Origin of the sequence: Aurantiacibacter spongiae, from assembly GCF_003815535.1 — a bacterium.
In the GTDB taxonomy this organism is placed as follows: domain Bacteria; phylum Pseudomonadota; class Alphaproteobacteria; order Sphingomonadales; family Sphingomonadaceae; genus Alteraurantiacibacter; species Alteraurantiacibacter spongiae.
Genome location: NZ_RPFZ01000001.1, coordinates 800,234 through 819,716 on the forward strand (window position 1 = coordinate 800,234; position 19,483 = coordinate 819,716).

At 67.2% G+C, this 19,483-nt stretch carries 12 protein-coding genes; 8 read left to right on the forward strand and 4 right to left on the reverse strand.

What is annotated here, in order from left to right; all coding sequences use genetic code 11:
• The first annotated feature begins 2 nt into the window (after positions 1 to 2).
• Entirely contained in the window at positions 3 to 1,292 is a 1,290-nt protein-coding gene (locus tag EG799_RS04005) for a cation:proton antiporter (RefSeq protein WP_123878769.1), read from the forward strand.
• Positions 1,293 to 1,380: 88 nt separating this feature from the next.
• On the opposite strand, the gene EG799_RS04010 is transcribed toward EG799_RS04005, so the two are convergent.
• Together EG799_RS04010 and EG799_RS04015 are read right to left on the reverse strand one after the other, a co-directional pair.
• The gene (locus tag EG799_RS04010; protein WP_267900642.1) at positions 1,381 to 2,661 is read right to left on the reverse strand and encodes a glutamate-5-semialdehyde dehydrogenase; all 1,281 of its coding nucleotides are present in this window, start codon (positions 2,659 to 2,661) and stop codon (positions 1,381 to 1,383) included.
• A gap of 31 nt (positions 2,662 to 2,692) precedes the next feature.
• A complete protein-coding gene (locus EG799_RS04015; protein ID WP_123882718.1) occupies positions 2,693 to 3,457 on the reverse strand; it encodes a pyrroline-5-carboxylate reductase family protein in 765 nt (254 codons plus the stop codon).
• Positions 3,458 to 3,672: 215 nt separating this feature from the next.
• Between EG799_RS04015 and proB the strand changes: the two genes are divergently transcribed.
• Positions 3,673 to 4,839, forward strand: a complete 1,167-nt coding sequence (gene proB / locus EG799_RS04020) for a glutamate 5-kinase (protein WP_234029005.1) — start codon at positions 3,673 to 3,675, stop codon at positions 4,837 to 4,839.
• 10 nt (positions 4,840 to 4,849) lie between these two features.
• Here proB and EG799_RS04025 read toward each other — a convergent pair whose 3' ends face one another.
• Positions 4,850 to 7,909 (reverse strand): TonB-dependent receptor domain-containing protein, encoded by a 3,060-nt coding sequence (locus tag EG799_RS04025; RefSeq protein ID WP_123878775.1) that lies wholly within the window; start codon positions 7,907 to 7,909, stop codon positions 4,850 to 4,852.
• A gap of 250 nt (positions 7,910 to 8,159) precedes the next feature.
• On the opposite strand from EG799_RS04025, the gene purC reads away from it, so the two are divergent.
• From purC to EG799_RS04045, 4 genes are all read left to right on the forward strand, one after another.
• Positions 8,160 to 8,969, forward strand: coding sequence for a phosphoribosylaminoimidazolesuccinocarboxamide synthase (purC, locus tag EG799_RS04030; protein ID WP_123878779.1), 810 nt, complete (start codon positions 8,160 to 8,162; stop codon positions 8,967 to 8,969).
• A 67-nt stretch (positions 8,970 to 9,036) separates the two neighbouring features.
• Positions 9,037 to 11,085, forward strand: a complete 2,049-nt coding sequence (locus tag EG799_RS04035) for a DUF3857 domain-containing protein (protein WP_234029006.1) — start codon at positions 9,037 to 9,039, stop codon at positions 11,083 to 11,085.
• 67 nt (positions 11,086 to 11,152) lie between these two features.
• Positions 11,153 to 14,047, forward strand: a complete 2,895-nt coding sequence (locus tag EG799_RS04040) for a M16 family metallopeptidase (protein WP_123878781.1) — start codon at positions 11,153 to 11,155, stop codon at positions 14,045 to 14,047.
• Between the two features lie 92 nt (positions 14,048 to 14,139).
• Positions 14,140 to 17,040 (forward strand): M16 family metallopeptidase, encoded by a 2,901-nt coding sequence (locus EG799_RS04045; RefSeq protein ID WP_123878783.1) that lies wholly within the window; start codon positions 14,140 to 14,142, stop codon positions 17,038 to 17,040.
• A 10-nt stretch (positions 17,041 to 17,050) separates the two neighbouring features.
• On the opposite strand, the gene EG799_RS04050 is transcribed toward EG799_RS04045, so the two are convergent.
• Positions 17,051 to 18,286: a bifunctional alpha/beta hydrolase/OsmC family protein gene (locus tag EG799_RS04050; RefSeq protein ID WP_199798263.1), complete on the reverse strand. Its 1,236-nt coding sequence runs from the start codon at positions 18,284 to 18,286 to the stop codon at positions 17,051 to 17,053.
• A gap of 241 nt (positions 18,287 to 18,527) precedes the next feature.
• On the opposite strand from EG799_RS04050, the gene purS reads away from it, so the two are divergent.
• On the forward strand, positions 18,528 to 18,767 hold the full coding sequence (purS, locus tag EG799_RS04055; protein WP_123878785.1) for a phosphoribosylformylglycinamidine synthase subunit PurS: 240 nt from the start codon (positions 18,528 to 18,530) through the stop codon (positions 18,765 to 18,767).
• Positions 18,764 to 19,432, forward strand: coding sequence for a phosphoribosylformylglycinamidine synthase subunit PurQ (purQ, locus tag EG799_RS04060; protein ID WP_123878787.1), 669 nt, complete (start codon positions 18,764 to 18,766; stop codon positions 19,430 to 19,432). The genes purS and purQ overlap by 4 nt, the downstream gene beginning before the upstream one ends.
• Positions 19,433 to 19,483: the final 51 nt, after the last annotated feature.

Here is a 19,483-nt window from a genome sequence, read left to right on the forward strand (position 1 = left end):
CCATGCACGAGACCGCCGGTGGACTTTCGCCCTTCGACCTTGCCGCCATGCTGGTGGTCGCTTCCGCCTTCCTGGGTTGGGTCAACCATCACTTCATCAAGCTGCCGCACGTCATCGGGCTGACCGTGATGGGCGCGGTGGCGGCCATAGTGCTGCTGCTGACCAACGAATTCGTTCCCGCCGTCACGCTCGACAACCAGGTCGCGCGGCTGCTGGAGGAGATGGATTTCACCCAGACGCTGTTGCAGGGCATGCTCAGCTTCCTGCTGTTCGCGGGCGCGCTGCATGTCGATCTCGACCGGCTGAAGGCGGACTGGCTGCCCGTCCTGCTGCTGAGCACGCTCGGCGTGATCGTGTCGACCGTGCTGGTGGGCTTCGCCATGCTCGGCATCGGAGTGCTGCTGGACCTGCCCATCGCGCCGATCTGGTACTTCGTCTTCGGCGCGCTCATCGCCCCGACCGATCCCGTGGCGGTGCTGGGCGTGCTGAAGGAAGAACGGGTCGACGAAAGCCTGCAGGCGAGCGTGGCTGGCGAAAGCCTGTTCAACGACGGGGTCGGCATCGTCGTTTTCACGATCCTTCTGGGCGCGGCGCTGACCGGGCAGGATTTCTCGCTGACGGAGGGCGCGCGGCTGTTCGCCATCGAGGCGGGCGGCGGGATCGTCGTCGGTCTGCTGGCGGGCTGGCTCGGCTATCGTGCCATGCGTTCGATGGACGAATACGCGCTCGAGGTGACGATCAGCCTGGCGGTGGTCATGGGCGGATACGCACTATGCAGCGCCATCCACGTCTCCGGACCGCTGGCTATGGCGGTCGCCGGCCTTCTCATCGGCAATCACGGCGTCACCTACGCGATGAGCGATCTTACGCGCGACTACGTCATCAAGTTCTGGGAGGTGGTCGACGAATTGCTCAATTCCGTCCTGTTCCTGCTGATCGGGCTGGAAATGATCGCTCTTGTCCCCGGCGTCCCCCACACGCTGCTGGCGCTGGCGGCGGTTCCGGTGACGCTGGCGGCGCGGGCGGCGGCGGTGACGGTCTCGACCAAGCTCGTGCCCGCCGCCAGCCCCAAGGCGGACGGCGCCTGGACCGTGCTGTGGTGGGGCGGTCTGCGGGGCGGCATCTCCATCGCGCTCGCTCTGTCGCTCCCCGCCGGGCCGGTGCGCGACCTGCTGCTGGCGGCGACCTTCGGGGCGGTGCTGTTCAGCGTGCTGGTGCAGCGCGCGACGCTGGGCCGCGTGATCGAGCGCGGCAAGGCTCATCCCGAACCGGACCTGACGAAACTGGGATAGGCGCTCCGGACCACTCCAGCGTCGTGCAGGTTCGAACCGGCATGGCCCAGCGGGCTGACGCCAGGAGACTCCGATTTAGGCTCGGGCGCTAGGGCCGTGTCTGCCCGTTGCCCTTCACCAGATACTTGAAGCTGGTCAGCTGTTCCAGGCCGACCGGCCCGCGCGCATGCATCTTGCCGGTGGCGATGCCGATCTCGGCGCCCATGCCGAATTCCCCGCCGTCGGAGAACTGGGTCGAGGCATTGTGCATCACCACCGCGCTGTCGATGGCGGTGAGGAAGGCGCTCGCCGCCTCGTCGTCCTCGGTCATGATCGCGTCGGTATGTCCGCTCGAATGTTCGGCGACGAACCCGATCGCCTCGTCCAGCCCGTCAGTCACCTTGACCGAAGCGATGGAGTCGAGGAACTCGGTATCGAAATCCTCCTCGGAAGCCGGCTTGATCCGGTCGTCGATGGCGACCGAAGCCGCGTCGCCCCGGAACTCGCAATCGGGCATCGCGTCGAGGATCCTGGGGATCGCGATATCGGCGATGGCCCTGTCCACCACGATGCTCTCCGTCGCGCCGCAGACGCCGGTACGGCGCAGCTTGGCATTGCGCACGACCTCCACCGACTTGCCGATGTCGGCGTCGGCATGAAGATAGGTGTGGCAGTTGCCGTCGAGATGCAGCAGCGTCGGCACCTTCGCCTGGTCGCGCACCAGCTCGACCAGGCCGCGGCCCCCGCGCGGGATGACGAGATCGACGTAATCCACGGCGCGCAGCAATTCGGCCACTGCCTCGCGCGAGGTGGTCTGCACCGTCTGCACCGCGTGTTCGGGCAGGCCGGCGGCCTTCAGCCCGGCCTGCATGCAGGCCACGATCTCGCGCGTGGAGTTGCGGCTTTCCGAACCGCCGCGCAGGATGACGGCATTGCCCGACTTGAGACACAGCGCGCTCGCATCGGCACCGACATTGGGGCGCGATTCGTAGATCATGCCGATCACGCCGATGGGCACGGCGACCCGTTCAATCTTCAGGCCGTTGGGCCGGTCGAAGGTGGCGAGCGAGCGTCCCACGGGATCGTCCAGCGCGGCGATCTGGTCGAGCGCGTCGGCCATGCCGTTCACCCGGTCCTCGTCCAGCATCAGCCGGTCGATGAAGCTGTCGGGTTTCTTGCCCCGCACGCCCTCGACATCCCTGGCGTTCGCTTCCAGCAGCCGGGGCGTGGCCTCGCGCAGCGCCTTCGCCGCCTCGGTCAGCGCCGTGTTCTTCTGTTCGGTCGTCGCCTGGAGAAGCTGGCGCGCAGCGGTGCGTGCATTCTCGCCGAGCTGGCGGATATGGATCTGCGGATCGAGTGTCTGGTCGGTCATGATGGTATCCTGTTGTATCGTGTTCGTGTCGCGGGCGATCGGACGGGCGTCAGCGCAGTTCGACGGCGCGATCGTAAGCGGCGCCGAGCACCTTCGCGATCAGCGCGGAGAATTCCCCCCCGCCGTTCAGCGCGTTCAGGCCCGCCGCCGTGGTGCCGCCCTTGCTGGTGACGGAGTTGCGCAGCGTTTCCAGATCGCTGTCGGACCGGAGCGCCATGGCGATCGTTCCTTCCAGTGTGCCCAGCACCATCGCCCGCGCCTGATCGTGGGTGAACCCCAGATCCTTCGCGGCCTCGACATAGGAACGGGCCATCTCGAAAACGTATCCCGGGCCCGATCCGGCAACGGCGGTGACGCGGTCGAGCATGTCCTCGCTCTCCACCGTGACGGCTGTGCCGCAGCGTTCCATCATCGCCTGCGCATGCGCGAGCTGTGCCCCGGTCGCATCGGCGGACCCGACGAGGCCGCTCACCCCCCTGCCCACTGCCGCGGGCAGGTTGGGCATGACGCGGATGACGGGCCTGCCACCGCTCGCTGCCTTGAGGCGGTCGATCGAGGCGCCGGCGGCGATGGAGAGAAGGTAGGCGTCGTCGGCATAGTGATCGGTATAACCTGGCATGACCGTGTCGATCATCTGCGGCTTCACCGCGCAGACCACGGCATCGAACGTCCTGTCGCCGAGTTGCGCTGCATCGGCGTAAAGGATGGCGCCATGCGGCGCTTCTTCGAGTCCGGGATCGACGAGGGTAAAGTCATCATCGCCCCTGCTCCAGCCACCAAGCAGGGCTTCGCCCATCTTGCCGCAACCGATCATCAATATCTGCAAAGTATCACCCTCATAATTTCATCGAAAACACAACCAGCTGCCTGCGACGAGTTCGAAAACTGTAGGCCAAGGAACGGGGAGAATTACGCAAAAAATCGGCTTTTTCCCGAGCGAATACGAAAAACTCCCGCAAGCTGGTTGTGCGCTGCACCATTTCTACCTAGATGCCTGATGACTCATTTCAAGGACACACGGAGGATTTCGTGTCAAAAGACAAACGCGTCGTCGTCAAGATCGGCTCCCAATTGCTGGCCAATTCCGACCGGCTGACCCCCCGCTTCGCCTTCATGCAGCGCCTGCTCGACGATGTCGCGCGGCTGCGCGACGATGGTTACGACGTCATCCTGTGCTCGTCGGGCGCGGTGGCGCTCGGTCTGAAGGTCGTCGGCTCGCGGCCGGAGGATGCAGGGATAAGCGACAAGCAGGCCGCCGCCGCTTGCGGAATGCCGGTGCTGCTCAACGCGTACAAGCAGATCGGTCACGAGTTCGATCTGGAGATCGCGCAGGTGCTTCTGACGCTGGGCGATTTCGAGGATCACCGCCGGTTTCTCAACACCCGCAACACCGTCAACCGGCTGCTGAAATCGCACATCGTGCCGATCGTGAACGAGAACGATTCGATCACGACCGAAGAGATCCGCGTGGGCGACAACGATCGACTCGCCGCCAAGATCGCGCAGATGGTGAACGCGCAGCACTTCATCATCCTGACGGGCGTCGACGGCCTCTACGACCGCGATCCGGCAGAACCGGGAGCCAAGCTGGTCGAGGAAGTCCACGACGTGAACCAGTATCTCGAGGCCGCCTCGGGCAAGAGCACGCTCGGCACCGGCGGAATGCTGACCAAGCTGCAGGCAGCGAACATGGCGCAGAATGCCGGTTGCACCGCCTACATCGCCAATGGCGAGGCCGACCATCCGCTCAGTTCCGTGCTCGATGGCACGCGCAAATGCACGGTGTGCGTCTCGCATTCGGAACCCAACAGCTTGTGGGAGACCTGGCTCGCCGATCGCCTGCAGATGGCGGGCAGCCTGGTGCTGACCAGGGAAGCCGCCGCCCGCCTGGGAGAGGACGTGCCGATCCACCGGCGCGATGTCGTGTCGATGGACGGCGAATTCACCCGCGGCGACGTGCTGCATATCTACGACCAGTCCGGCAAGGAACTGGCGCGCGGCCTGTCGGATTTCACCAGCGAGGAAACGCGGGTGATGACCAACAACCAGGATCTGCCCGCCGACCAGCTGCTCGGCTACAAGACGCATGCGGAGCTTATCCGCCCGGAAAACCTGGTCGTCCTGGAAGATCGCCACATGACCTGGGGCGCGCCCCAAGCCGTTATGAGTTCTGCAAGAACGTCCGGCGGCGACTGACCGGCCGCGCTCAGAACGCCTGGCTGATCCCGAACTTCGCCGTGAGGCCGAGCGGATTGGCGGTGAACGGATCGTAGTTCTGATCGAGCCGGGCGAAAGGGGGATCGGCATCGAGCAGGTTGGCGAGCGCGAGGCTGACGGTGGTGTCGCGCCGCGGGGACCAGCGCCAGGTCAGGTCGAGCGTGGTGAAGCTGTCCACCAGCCGCCCCGCCGCCACGCTCGCCCCGGCCAGCACGCCCTCATTCGGTCCGAACACCGCGTCACCGCGTTGATCGGCGTAATCGTCGACATGATTAGCCTGCAACCGCAGCGCGTGGTTTCCGGCGAGGAGCTGCACCCATAGCTGCGCCTTCCAGTCGGGGATCGGGTACGCGGTCGTCTGATAGTTGAGCAGACCGACCGCATCGAAAGCCGGTTGCACCACCACGCCCTCCACGACGACATCGCCCACCGCGTAATCGAGGACATAGGTTCCCCTGGCCCCGATCTGCACGTCCAGCGTACCGATGCGCCAGTCGTAGCTGGCAGCCATGTCGAGGCCGCTGGTCGTCAGGTCGGCGGAATTGACCGCGAAGGTGCGCAGCCGCTGGACATTGCCGCCACCGCATATCCCGCCGGAAAACGTGAAGCGCGCCTGTAGCGCATTATAGGCAGGGTCGCCGCAATTGGCGGTGCCGCTGGCACCGAACAGGGCGGAAACGATGCCGGCCACCGGCTCGTTCTCGATCGCCCCGGCAAGGTCGTATGACCAGTAATCGATGCTGGCGGCGAGGCCTCCGCCATCGACCACCGCGCCGACGTTCCAGGTCGTCGCGCTTTCGGGGGCAAGGTCCGGGTTGGCAAGGAGGTCCACGGCACGGAACGCGCCCCCGATGAAAGTGAGGATCACGGTATCAGCGGCGGTCTGGTTCGGGGGCGGGCCGCGAAAGGTCGTGCCCAGACCGCCGCGCAGGGTCAGCCAGTCGGTCGCCCGGTAGCGGACGCGAACCTGCGGATCGAAGGTGGAGCCGACGGAGCCGCCGTAATCCTCGAACCGCGCGGCCAGTTGTGCGAACAGGCGCTGCGTGACGGGCAGTTGCACCTCGGCAAAAAGCGCGAGAATGTCCTGATCCACGGCGAAATCGCGTCCCGCCCCGATGAAACCGAGAGCGCCGGGTTCGGGATCGCATCGCTCCTGCGGATCGAGCACTGAGCCGGGGCACGGATACAGGTCGAGATTGTTGCCGCCCTCGTAGGTGCGCACATGGGAATCGCGCCTGAACTGGCCCCCGATGGCGAAATCCACCTCTCCGCCCGGCAGGACGAGCCCGGTTCCGCCGGTCAGCACCAGGTCTGCCACCCACTGCCGCGTATTCGCGGTGCGGCCCCATACATTGTAGAAATGGCCGACGGTCGATGGATCGTTCACCAGCCCGGCGCCGGGGCTGGTGTCCAGGCCGGCGGGGCTGCCGTTGCCGGCAAAGTTCGGGTTCGCCTGCCCGGAGATGCGGTTCGCGTCGACGCCGGTGGAGAAGGGATTGAAGTAGGTGCAGCCGCGTGTACCCGCAATGCGCGCCAGCTCGTCCGTGGTCAGGCCGGCGCGCGAGGCGGGATCGGCGAAGGCGCAGTCCGGTCCGCCGAAACCGGCGAGCGCATTCTGTAGATAATCGACGAAACTGTCGCCGACCTCGAAGAAGCGGTCATATTCGGAATAGGTCGCGCCCGCCGTCAGGGTCAGGTCGCTTCCCACCTCGTAGGTCAGCTCCGCGGCGATCTGGTAGGCGTCCGAATTGCGGTCGAGCGCGGCGACGTTGCGGTCGTTGTCGAACAGCGGGTTGCCCCCCGCCAGCAACGGGCGAAAGCGCACCGGATAGGCGAGCGCGGCGGCGGCGGGCTTCCCGTCCGCTCCCGTCGCGCAGCCCGCCTCCTCGCCGAAGCGGGCGCAGTAGTCGATCAGCGCGGGGGCGTAGGCGGGGATGGTGAACAGGCCGGTCCCGCCGAACGCGGCATTGGCAGAAGGGGCGATGGTCGGCAGGAAGCTGGGCGAGGTGTTGAGCACCGTCGCCGTCCGTCCGTAAAGGCCCGTCAGCCGCAGCACGGCTCGCGCGGTCAGGTCGAAGGCCACGTCGCCGAACAGCTGGAAGCGGTCTTCCGGCTCGACCAGATTGGTGAAACCGAGATAGGAGGTCAGGCACAGGTCCGCCGTCGATCCGGGAAGCGAGCGGAACCCGCCCAGCGCCCCGCACCCCTCATCGGCATCGAAGCTGATACCGCCGCGCGCGGCATCGAAGTCGAAATTGCCGGGATTGCCGCCGCCCGAAAAGCCGCCCTGCGGGTTTTGCGGATAGGGGCGCATGGCGAAGGCGCGGTCGGTCACGCGCAGTTCGCCGCGCCGCTGATAACCGGCGGACAGCAACACCCGCGCCGGCCCGATCTCGGCGCCATAGCTGACGCCGGCGCTCCAGTCTCCGTCCGAACCCGCGACGAGGCGATAGTCGCCCTGCACCAGCAGGCCATCCTGATCGGTGCGGGTGATGACATTGACCACCCCGGCAATGGCGTCCGAACCGTAGGTCGCCGCCGCCCCGTCCTTGAGGATCTCGATGCGATCGAGGGCATTGGCGGGAAACAGGTTGATGTCGACCAGCGGGACATTCCCCGCCCCCGTAGCCACCATCCGCCGCCCGTTCAGCAGCACCAGCGTGCGCTGCGGGCCGAGGCCGCGCAAATTGACGCTGGCGGAACCCTGGTTGAACTGGCTGCGCGGATCGAACTGGCTGGCATCGCCCAGCACGCCGTTTGAAACGGGCAGTTGCCGCGCCAACTCCAGCAGGCTTGGCGCGCCCTGCCGCGCGAGGTCGGCGGCGTCGATCACCTCGATGGGCACCGGCGCATCCCGGCGGCCGCTGCGGATCAGCGTCCCGGTGACGACGATGTCCTTCGGCGGCGCATCCTCTGCCCCGTCGCGCGGCGGGGCGCCTCGGCCGGCCTGCGCCAGCGCGCCCACCGGAACGGCCAGCGCGGCCCCCGCCAGCAGGACGTGAACAAGCGCCGATCCGGCCCGGACGGTCCGTTCGCTGCGACCCGACATGATGCTTCCCTCGTTGTTATCGGCCAGTGCCGGGCGGGCGCTTCGCCGCTGCCGGCACGAAGGTCAACAATCCATCGCCGTTTGCGCACAGCAGGCGGATTTTCCCGCATTTGCGCGCCGATTGCCTAGACCGGCGGGCGGGTGTATAGGCCGCGCCTTCCGCGCGCCCCGACCACTGCAGAGCATCCGGTGCTCCGCCCTGCCGGGGCGCTCGCATTTGCACCAAACGCCAGCGAAAGGCCGAGCCATCATGTCCCGTCGTCGCCAGATCTACGAAGGCAAGGCCAAGATCCTCTATGAAGGGCCGGAGCCGGGCACGATCATTCAGTATTTCAAGGACGATGCGACCGCCTTCAACGCGGAAAAGCGCGGTACGATCAACGGCAAGGGCGTCATCAACAACCGCATTTCGGAGCATGTCTTCACGCGGCTGGCCCATATCGGCATCCCCACCCACTTCATTCGCCGCCTCAACATGCGCGAGCAACTGGTGCGGCAGGTCGAGATCATTCCGCTCGAGGTGGTGCTGCGCAACGTCGCCGCCGGCTCGATCTCCAAGCGCCTCGGCATCGAGGAAGGCGAGATGCTGCCGCATACGCTGATCGAGTACTACCTCAAGTCCGACGATCTGGGCGATCCGCTGGTCAGCGAGGAGCACATCGCCTGCTTCAACTGGGCCAGTCACGAAGAGATGCAGGACATCGCCGCCATGGCGATCCGCATCAACGATTTCCTGTGCGGCATGTTCGCCGCGATTGATATCCGCCTGGTCGATTTCAAGCTCGAATTCGGACGCATCTACGACGGCGATTTCAGCCGCGTGATCCTGGCCGACGAGATCAGCCCCGACAATTGCCGCCTGTGGGACATGACCAGCGGCGAAAAGCTGGACAAGGATCGCTTCCGCCGCGACCTGGGCGGAGAGGAAGAGGCCTATCAGGAGGTCGCGCGTCGCCTTGGCCTGTTGCAGGGAGAGGACAACGGACCGGGCGAGGTGCTCGACATGAGCGCCCACCGCTCGCGCCTGCGTCAGACCCCGCCGGCAAAGCCGAAGAAGTAGGCACGCGCTTCCCCCTTGCATTGCGCCGCGTTCGGTGGAACGCTGCTGCGAAAGGGGGCTTTTCACGATGACATTGCGGATGCTGGCGGCGCTGCCCGCCATCGCGTGCGTCGCTGCCGCCACTCCGGCGCAGGCGCAGGACGACCGGATCGAGCTGGGGGCGCCCGTTCCGCAATGGGCCACGCAGTCAGACCTGCTCGACATGCCGGATGACGCGCGCGGCGTTGTCTTCATCCGCCGGCAGGACACCGTCGTTCACCTCGCTACCGAGGGGGAGCGGATTTTCAATGCCTTCCGCATTCGCCTGCTGCAACCCGCCGCCCTGCAACTGGGCAACATTGCAATCCAGTGGAACCCCGCCGCCGGCACCCCCCAGATCCACTCCATTCTCATCCACCGCGACGGCGCGACCATCGACGTGCTGGATCAGGCCGAATTCGAGATTCTGCGGCGCGAGGACAATCTGGAGGCCGCGGCCATAGACGGCCTGCTGACCGCGACGCTGCGCGTGCCCGACCTCAGGATCGACGACGAGCCGGGATGGGCCTTCACCGTGCCCACCGCCGATCCCACGCTTGCCGATCGGGACGCCGGCCTGCTCGCGCTGGGTGCGACCCCGCCGGCCGGGCGCTATCGCCTGTCGCTCACCTGGGAGGACGGGCAGGAGCCGGCGATCCGCGCGACGGACGATCTGGCGGCGATGATCACGCGCACCGACAACGCCGTCCTAATCAGTGCCGATACGCCATCGGCGCTGATACCGCCCAAGGATGCGCCGCCGCGCTACAACTGGCAGCGCGTGCTCGAATATTCGGACTTCGCGGACTGGCCGGCGCTGTCGCGGCGGGTCCATGCGCTGTTCCAGGAAGCTGCCAGCGTTCCGGGCGATTCACCGGTCGCGCGCGAGGCGGCGCGCATCGCCGCCGCGCACGATACCGATCTGGCACGCGCCGCCGCCGCCCTCGAACTGGTGCAGAAGCAGGTCCGCTACGTCTATGTCGGACTGAACGGCAGCAACATCCGGCCCGCCAGAGCCGAAATCACGTGGGAGCGCCGCTACGGAGATTGCAAGGGCAAGACCGCGCTGCTGCTGGCGCTGCTGGGCGCGATGGGGATAGAGGCCGAGGTCGTGCTCGCCAACAACCAGGGCGGCGATGACGGCCTCGACGAACGCCTGCCCAGCCCGCTGCTGTTCGATCACGTCCTCGTTCGCGCCACTATCGATGGGCAGCAATACTGGCTCGACGGCACCTTCCCCGACGCTTTCGGCCCGGCGCAGCGCCCCGTTCCGCCCTATCGCTGGGTTTTGCCGCTGGCTGCGAACGGCGCGCCCCTCGACCGGGTGGAATGGCAGCCCGAGCGCCATCCCACCGAACTCGCCCTGTACGAGATCGACGCGCGCGCGGGCTTCGACGAACCGGCGCACATTACCCAGACCAACGTCACTCGCGGGCTGGAAGCCCTGGCCCAATATGCACAGCTCTCGCAAGTGACCGACGACCAGCTGGAAACGGCAATCCGCAGCCAGCTCGCGGGATCGACGTCGTGGAACACGATCGACAGCGTGAAGTGGCGCTTCGACGAAGCGAGCCAGGCCAGCGTCATGGAAATTTCGGGCACCGGTCCGGTGAACTGGGAAGACGAAGGGGGCGCGGCGCGATCGCTGATCCTGCCGGGCGGCGGCTTCAGTCCGCCCGACCGCCGCCAGCGCAGCGCCGCCGACGGCGACGCGCCCTTCTGGCAGGATTCGCGCTTCACCTGTCATGTCACCAGCGTCAGACTGCCCGAAACGACCGAACCGTCCGAATGGAGCCACAATTCCGCCTTCGAGACTGCTATCTACGGATCATCCTACGCCCGGGTCTTCGACCTGCGCGACGGAACGATGCGAATGATGCGCGTCTTTCGCACCGACGAAAGCGAGATTTCCGCCGAGCAGGCGGCCAGCGATACAAGGCGCCTTTCCGGTTTCGACAACTCCATGGCACGAATTAATTTCGAACCGGGTCTTGCGGGCGATGCCGCGATGCAGCCGAACGATGCCGACCATGTGCCCGCCACGTTCGACCGCGATTGGGTCGCGGACGATTCCGCCTGTCTTTCCGCCGTCGACTAGACGGCTGCATTCCGGCGGCCGGCAAACTGCGCCGACGCCGATCACACCGATCCCAAGGGGTATCTTCATGCAACTTCGCCGAATTCTCGCGCTCTCGACGGCGCTCGCCCTGCCGTTCGCCTGCCCCGCCCCGCTTTTCGCCCAGTCCGCCACCCGGGAAGCGGCGGGCGCGCCGGACACCGCCATTCCCGGCGAGATCGCAGACACTTTTCCCGCCATCGCCGAAAGCGATCTGCCGTTCGATACCGAATACCGGGTCGGGCGGCTCGAGAACGGAATGCGCTACGTCATTCGCTCCAACGCCACCCCGCCCGAACAGGGGCAGGTTCGCCTGTGGGTCGATTTCGGGAGCGCCGCGGAAGCCGAGGCCGAGCAGGGCTTCGCCCATTTCATCGAGCACATGGCCTTCAACGGCAGCGACAATCTGCCCGAGGGCGAGATGGTGCGCCTGCTGGAGCGCGAGGGGCTGGCCTTCGGCGCGGACACCAACGCCTCGACCGGCTTCGACACGACGCTCTACAAGCTGGACCTGCCGCGCAACGATCCGGACCTGCTCGATACCGCGCTGATGCTGATGCGCGAGACCGCCAGCAACCTCGCCTTCGACGATGAAGCGGTGGAGCGCGAGAAGGGCGTGGTCCTGTCGGAACGGCGGGTGCGCGATACCTATGCCATGCGGTCGCTGGTCGACAATCTGGACTTTCTCTATCCCGGCACCCTGGCCGCCACACGCCTGCCCATCGGCACGGTCGCGACGTTGCAGGCGGCCGACGGCGCGGCGCTGCGCGACCTCTACGAACGCTATTACAGGCCCGAAAACGTCGCCGTCATCGTCAGCGGCGATTACGATGCCGACGCTGTCGAAGACGCCATTCGCGAACGCTTCGCCGACTGGCGGGGCGGCCCGCGCCTGGGCTCGCCGACCTTCGGCCCCGCCGATCCCGACCTCGCCGGCGAGACCCGCATCTTCGTCGATCCCGCGATGGCCGAGGAGTTGACCATATCGCGCCATGGCGAATGGCTGGGGCAGGCCGATACGATGGCGGAACGGCGCACGAGCCTGCTGCGCGCCATCGGCTACGCCATCGTCAACCGCCGGTTGCAGCGGCTCTCGCGCCGGGACGATCCGCCCTTCCGCGCCGCCGGCCTCGGCACGTCGGATTTCTACCGCGAGGGGCGCACCACCAATCTGGTCGTGCGCGCCGCCGACGGGGAATGGGAACGCGCCCTCGCCGCCGCGCAGGAGGAATATCGCCGTCTGCTGGAATACGGCGTTACCGAGGGAGAGATCGCCGAACAGGTCGCCAATATCCGCACCGCGCTGGAAGCGGGCGTGGCCGGCGCCGCGACCCGCTCCAACGGCGCGTTCGTCAATGGCGCCATCCGGTTGCTGCGCAACGACATCGTGCCGACGACGCCTGCGACCTCTCTCGCCCTGTTCGAGAGAATGGCGGACGCGATCACGCCCGCCCGCGTGATGGCCGCTCTCGAGGCCGAACTCGTGCCGCTCGACGATCCGCTGATCCGCTTCGAGGGCCGCACCGCGCCCGATGGCGGGGAGAGCGCGCTGCGGTCGGCCTGGAACGCCGGGATGGCCGGCACGGTGGCGGCGGGCGACGCGGGCGAGGTCGCCGACTTCGCCTATGCCGACTGGGGCGAACCCGGAACGGTGGTGTCCGATACGCTGGACGAGCGGCTGGGCATACGCAAGGTGCGCTTCGCCAACGGGGTGATGCTGAACCTCAAGCCCACCGATCTGGACGAGGACAGCGTCAGCGTGGCCGTCAACGTCGATGGCGGCTCCATGCTCGACACGCGCGAACATCCGCTGGCGACCGCGCTGTTCTCCAGTCTCGAATCGGGCGGGCTGGGCGAGCATACCCGCGACGAGTTGCAAAGCGTGCTGGCGGGCCGGCGCGCGGGGCTCAACATGATCCGCGGGACCGATACCTTCGGCATGAGCGCGACCACCACGCCGCGCGACCTGGAACTGCAATTGCAGCTGATGAGCGCCGCCATCGCCGATGCCGGCTTCCGCCCCACCGGGGAAGCGCAGTACCAGCGCGGCATCGACAACTGGTTCGCCCGCCGCTTCGCTACCCCGTCGGCGAGCTATTCCTCGCAGATCGGCGGGATCGTGTCGGACGGCGATCCGCGCTTCACCATCCAGCCGCGCGAGGCCTATGCGGGCCTTACCTTCGCTCAGCTTCGCGACGACGTGATCGAGCGGTGGAGCAACGGCGCGATGGAAGTCGCGATCGTCGGCGACATCGACGCGGACGAGACGGTGCGGATGGTCGCCGCAACGCTCGGCACCCTGCCGCAGCGCGAAACCGCCTTCCGCCCGTATGACGAGCAACGCCAGCGCGGCTTCACCGCCAGCCGGCAGCCGCGCACGCTGTATCACGACGGGGCGCAGGATCAGGCGCTGGTGACGATGACCTGGCCCAGCCGCGACGACAGCGACGAGCGCGCCTCGCTGGTGCTCGAACTGCTGCAACGCGTCGCGCGGCTGGAGCTTACCGATACGCTGCGCGAGGATCTGGGCCAGACCTACTCGCCTTCCGTCAGCGCGAGCCAGAGCCATTTCTATACCGGGTACGGCACGTTCCGCACCTCCGCCGCGGTCGATGCGGGCGAGGTCGAGGCGACGCGCGCGGCGATGCTGGCGACACTCGCGAGCCTGCGCGACGCGCCGGTGGACGAGGACACGCTGCTGCGCGCCCGGCGGCCGATGCTCGAAAGCTACGACAACGCGCTCGACACCAATCGCGGCTGGATGGGGCTCGCCGCCAGGGCACAGAGCGAGAGCGAGCGGATCGACCGGTTCCTCGCCGCAAAGGCAATCCTCCAGTCGCTCACCGCCGCCGACGTGCAGGCGGCGGCGCGCCGGTATCTGGCACCCGAGGACAGGCTGGAAGTCGTCGTCCTGCCCAGCCCGGCGCAGGCGGAGGCGCAATAGTTGCACACCATACCATAAGGTTGCATAACCGCCCCGGGCTGGAGGGCGCGCTGCCTGCGCGCCGAGTTGTCGAACATTTCTCGGGGAACATCATGACATTGAAGACCATTCTCGCGCGCGGCGTATCGGCCACCGGCCTCGCCGTCGCACTCGCCCTTGCAGCGCCGGTCGCCGCGCCCGCCTTCGCGCAGGATGCGGCCCCGGCGGCCGCCGCGCAGACGCCGCCATACGATGCCTGGGGCGTCGAGCAGACCGATGTCGTCGCCGATCCCGCGATCCGCTATGGCCGGCTCGCTAACGGCATGAAATACGCCATCCGCCCGAACGACACGCCGCCGGGCGCCGCCTCCTTCCGCCTGCTGTTCGATTTCGGCAGCGTGGGGGAGATGGAGAATGAGCGCGGCCTGGCGCACTTCATCGAGCACATGGCCTTCAACGGTTCCACCAACGTCCCCGAGGGCGAGATGATACCGCTGCTCGAACGGCTCGGCCTGTCCTTCGGGCCGGACACGAACGCCTCGACCGGCTTCGACGAGACGACCTACATGCTCGACGTCCCCAACGTTACGGACGAGAGCGTGTCCACCGCGCTGATGCTGATGCGGGAAACGGCAAGCGAACTGACCTTCGCGCCCGAATCGGTGGACCGCGAGCGCGAGGTGATCGTCGGCGAACGCCGGCTGCGCGACACGGTCGGGCTGCGCGCGCTGGTCGACCAGATCGAGTTCACCCTGCCCGACACGCTGCTGCCCAACCGCCTGCCCATCGGCCTCGATTCGGTACTGCGCGACGCGCCGGCGGAGCGGCTGAAGGCGCTCTATCACCGCTATTACCGGCCCGAGAACGCCGCGCTCGTCGTGGTCGGCGACATCGACCCCGACCAGATCGAGGCGCAGATCGCGGATCGCTTCGGCGACTGGCAGGGCGTCGGCACCGCCGGTGAACGACCCGACCTCGGTGACGTCGATCTCGACCGGCCGCTGAGCTTCGATACCTTCGTCGATCCTGCCGCCACCAGCGGCGTCAGCATTTTCGTTGCGCGTGACTATACCGACCCGGTCGACACCGTGGCAACGCGTTACCAGGACGAGCTGGACTATCTCGCCAGCGCGATGCTGAACCGGCGCATCAGCCGCATCGCCAGCCAGCCGGACAGCCCGATTTCGGGCGGCGGCATGGGCGTCAGCAAGTTCGACGATCTCATCGACTACACCTCGCTCAGCGTGCAGACGCGCGACGGGGCGTGGAAGCAGGGACTCGACATCGCCGAGCAGGAACTGCGCCGCGCGAAGCAGTACGGCTTCACCCAGGCCGAGCTCGACTACGCGCTCAGCAATTCCGAAGCGAACGAGCGCCGCGCCGCCGAACAGGCCGAGGCGCGAACCAACCGGCAGATCGCCGGGCAGATCGTCAATGCCGCGAACGAGAACGACGTGATCGTCGACCCGGCGTGGCACTACGCCATGTTCCAGTCCTACAAGGACCGGCTGACGCTGGATGCGGTCAATGCCCGCTTCCGCGAATTGTGGAGCGGCAGCGAACCGCTGGTGCAGGTCAGCGCCAAGCAGCTCGATGGCGGCGTCGACGCGGTGGAGCAGGCCTGGAACGCCAGCACCGAGGTCGCCGTGGCCGAGCCGACCGACTTCGAGGCCAATGCCTTCGCCTACGAAAGTTTCGGCGACGGCGTGCCGGGCGAGGTCGTGTCGGACACCATGATCGAGGATCTGGGCATCCGCACGATCACCTTCGACAACAATGTCCGCCTCAACATCAAGCAGACCGATTTCGAACCGGGACGCGTGCGCTATTCGATCCGCACGCCGGGCGGCCAGTTCGCCTTCGGCGACAACCAGGTGGCATCGTCCATCTACCTGTCCATCGCCTCGGCCGTGGGCGGGCTGGGGCAGAACAGCTACGATGAATTGCAGCAGCTGACCGCGGGCAAGCAGATCGGAACGGGCTTTTCCGCCGATACCGATGCCTTCGTGGCCAGCGGCACCACCACGCCCGACGATCTGGCGATGCAGATGAAGGTCAGCGCCGCCTACCTCACCGATCCGGGCTTCCGTCCGGAAGCGGATGCCCGCTTCAGCGGGGTGATCGACGCCGTCTGGCAGCAACTTCTGTCGCAGCCCGCGCAGCTGTTCTCGCTGTCGTCCGGTGGCCTGGTAAGCGACGATCCGCGCTTCCAGATGCCGACGCTGGAGCAGCTGGGCGCGGTCCGGGGCGCCGACCTGCGCCAGTCCTTCGCCGAGGCGACCGCCAACGGCGCGCTCGAAATCGGCATCGTGGGCGATATCGATCCCGATACCGCCATCGCGGCGGTCGCGAACAGCTTTGGCGAACTGCCCGACCGGGCGCTCGACTTCCCCGACTATGCCGACATGCGGGCGGTTGCCTTCAAGCCTGCCAGCGACGAGCCCGTCACCATCGTCCATACCGGGCAGGCCGATCAGGCGCTGGTCGGCAGCATCTGGCGCACCCGCGACGACAGCGACTATCGCGAGGCGGTTGGCCTGGGGCTGTTGCAGCAGCTGGTGCAACTGAAGGCCCTGGCGAAGCTGCGCGAGGAAATCGCCGCGACCTACAGCCCGCTGGTCAGCGAGAACACCAGCAGCGACTTCACCGATTACGGCACGCTCAGCGTCGCCGCGGTGGTCGCCCCCGAGGAGGTGGACGAGGTGCAGGATCTAATCCCCGCCATCGCCGCCGAACTGCGCGATGCCCCGGTGGACGATGACCTGCTGCTGCGCGCGCGCCAGCCGGTTATCGAAGGCATCCGCACCTCGCGCGAGCAGAACGGCTTCTGGCTCGGCGTGGTGGCCGACGCGCAAAGCGAGGCGGACCGGCTCGACCGGGTGCGCAACCAGCTGGAAACGGTGGAAAGCTTCACCCCGGCGGAACTGCAGGCGCTGGCGCAGGAATATCTGACCGACGACCGGCGCGCCGACGTGCGCATCATCAGCGACAAGGCCGAGCAGGCAGGGGGCTGAAGCCCCGGGGCTAGTCGCGCGGCGGTATGGCCGTCGTGTGAATATGGAGATCGCCTTCGATGGTCCGGTGGACCGGACATTTGTCGGCGATCTCCAGCAGCCTTGTCCTTTCTTCGGGGGTCAGGTTCCCGGTCAGCTCTATAGCGCGGTCGATGACCTGAATCGCCTCGCCGCCGGCCTCGCAATCCACGCAATCGAGATGGTGATCGCGGCTGTGTTCCAGTTCGATCCGGACCGTGTCGAGCGCCATGCCCTTCCTTTGCGCATACATCTGCATGGTCATGCTGGTGCAGGTGCCCAGCGCGGCCAGCAGCAGGTCGTAGGGCGCGGGGCCGTAATCGCCGCCGCCATAGCTTCTCGGCTCGTCGGCGATGAATTCGTGGCGGCCGGTCCGCACCCACTGCGCGAACTTGCCACCCGCGCTCGCCACCTCGACGCTTCCCGCAAGCTCCCCCTCACCTTCCGCGTCGGCGTCCGATCCGTCGCCCAGATAGGGCGCGGCCCAGGCCGCGATCATGTCCGCCGCATACGCCGCGCTGCCGGGTGCGGTCAGCAAGTGGTCCGCCCCGTCGAGCGCGACGAAGCTCTTGGGATGCCTGGTGGCCTCGAAGATGGCGCGGGCGTTGTCGACATTCACGATCTCGTCCTGGGGGGAGTGCATCACCATCAGCGGGGTATCCATCGCCGCCAGCCGTTCGGCCTGGGGCTGTCCGCGGTTCTGTTCGAGGAAGTCGCGGGTGATGCGGAAAGTCCGGCCCGCCAGTTCGACCTCCCCCTCCCCGTCGCGTTCGATCGCCGCCAGCGCTTCGGCGAAGTGGTCGAAGACGTGGGTGGTGTCGAACGGCGCGTTGAGCGTGGCGACCGCGCGCAGGGCGGGAATGCGGCCGGCCGCGGCGATCGCCGCCGCCCCGCCCAGCGAATGACCGACCAGCAGCGCCGGCGGCAGGCCAGCCTCGACCAGCGCATCGGCGGCGCAGACGATGTCGTCGACATTGGTAGCGAAGCCGGAATTGGCGAAGTCGCCGTCGCTGCCGCCCAGCCCGGTGAAATCGAAGCGCAGCACGGCGATGCCCCGGGCGGCAAGCGCGGAGGCGATGCGGGTCGCGGCATGGCTCTGCTTGGTGCAAGTGAAGCAGTGCGCGAACAGCGCCGCGGCACGGGGTCTGCGGAACAGCGGCTTTTCGAGCCGCCCGTCCAGCATCTGCCCGCGCGCCCCCGCGAAGGTGAATTTCTCCGTTCCGATCATCGCCAGCGCCCCTGTGGTGCGAAAGGTGCGACACTTTCCTACAAGCGTCGTGGTCCCCTAACGCGCCGCCCATGCGCTTCGTTTCTCGCCTTCTTCCGATCGGCCTCCTGCGAGGTGCGAATGGGGTCTGGCGCCTTTCGCTACAGGACACTGTCACACCTGTCACACCTTGCCGTTCCGCCGCGTTGTCGCCATAGGCTGCGCGGCAACCGGCAAGTCCCCGCAACCGAAGGTCCGCCCCATGAAAGTCCGCATCCATGTCAGCCTGAAGCCCGGCGTGCTCGACCCGCAGGGCCGCGCCGTCCACCACGCGCTTGAGGGATTGGGCTATGACGGGGTGAAGGACGTCAGGATCGGACGCCAGGTGGAGATGGACGTCGCCGACGACACCGGCGATGCGGCCCTGGACGAGATGTGCAGGCGGTTGCTGGCGAACACCGTGATCGAGGATTACCGGATCGAGAAGGTGGGCGTGGCGTGAAGAGCGCCGTCATCACCTTTCCCGGCTCGAATTGCGACAGGGACATGGCCGTCGCGCTTCGCCAGGTCAGCGGCCGCGACCCGCTGCGTGTCTGGCATGGCGATGCCGATCTGCCCGATGGCCTCGACTTCATCGCCCTTCCCGGCGGCTTCTCCTACGGTGACTACCTGCGTTCCGGCGCGATGGCGGCGAACAGCCCGATCATGCGCAGCGTCGCCGCGGCGGCGGCGCGCGGGGTGCCGGTGCTGGGCGTGTGCAACGGCTTCCAGGTGCTGACCGAGGCCGGTCTCCTGCCCGGCGCGCTGATGCGCAACGCCCGGCAGACCTTCATCTGCCGAACCGTGGAATTGCGGGTAGAGAACGCGGAAAGCCGTTTCACCCGCGCTTACGAACCGGGCGAGACGATCCGCATTCCCGTCGCCCATCACGACGGCAACTACTACGCCGACCAGACCGTGCTCGACCGGCTGGAGGGCGAAGGCCGCGTGGCCTTCCGCTATCTCGACAATGCCAACGGCTCGCAGCGCGATATAGCCGGCATTCTCAACGAGGCGGGCAACGTGCTCGGCATGATGCCGCACCCGGAACGCGCGGTGGAAGAGGCGCATGGCGGCACAGACGGGCGCCGCCTGTTCGAAGGCGCCTTACGAGAACTGGTGGGCTAGGAGCCGGGGCGATCCCGGTTGCGGGTGGCCAGGGCGCGCCGCCGCGGAGTT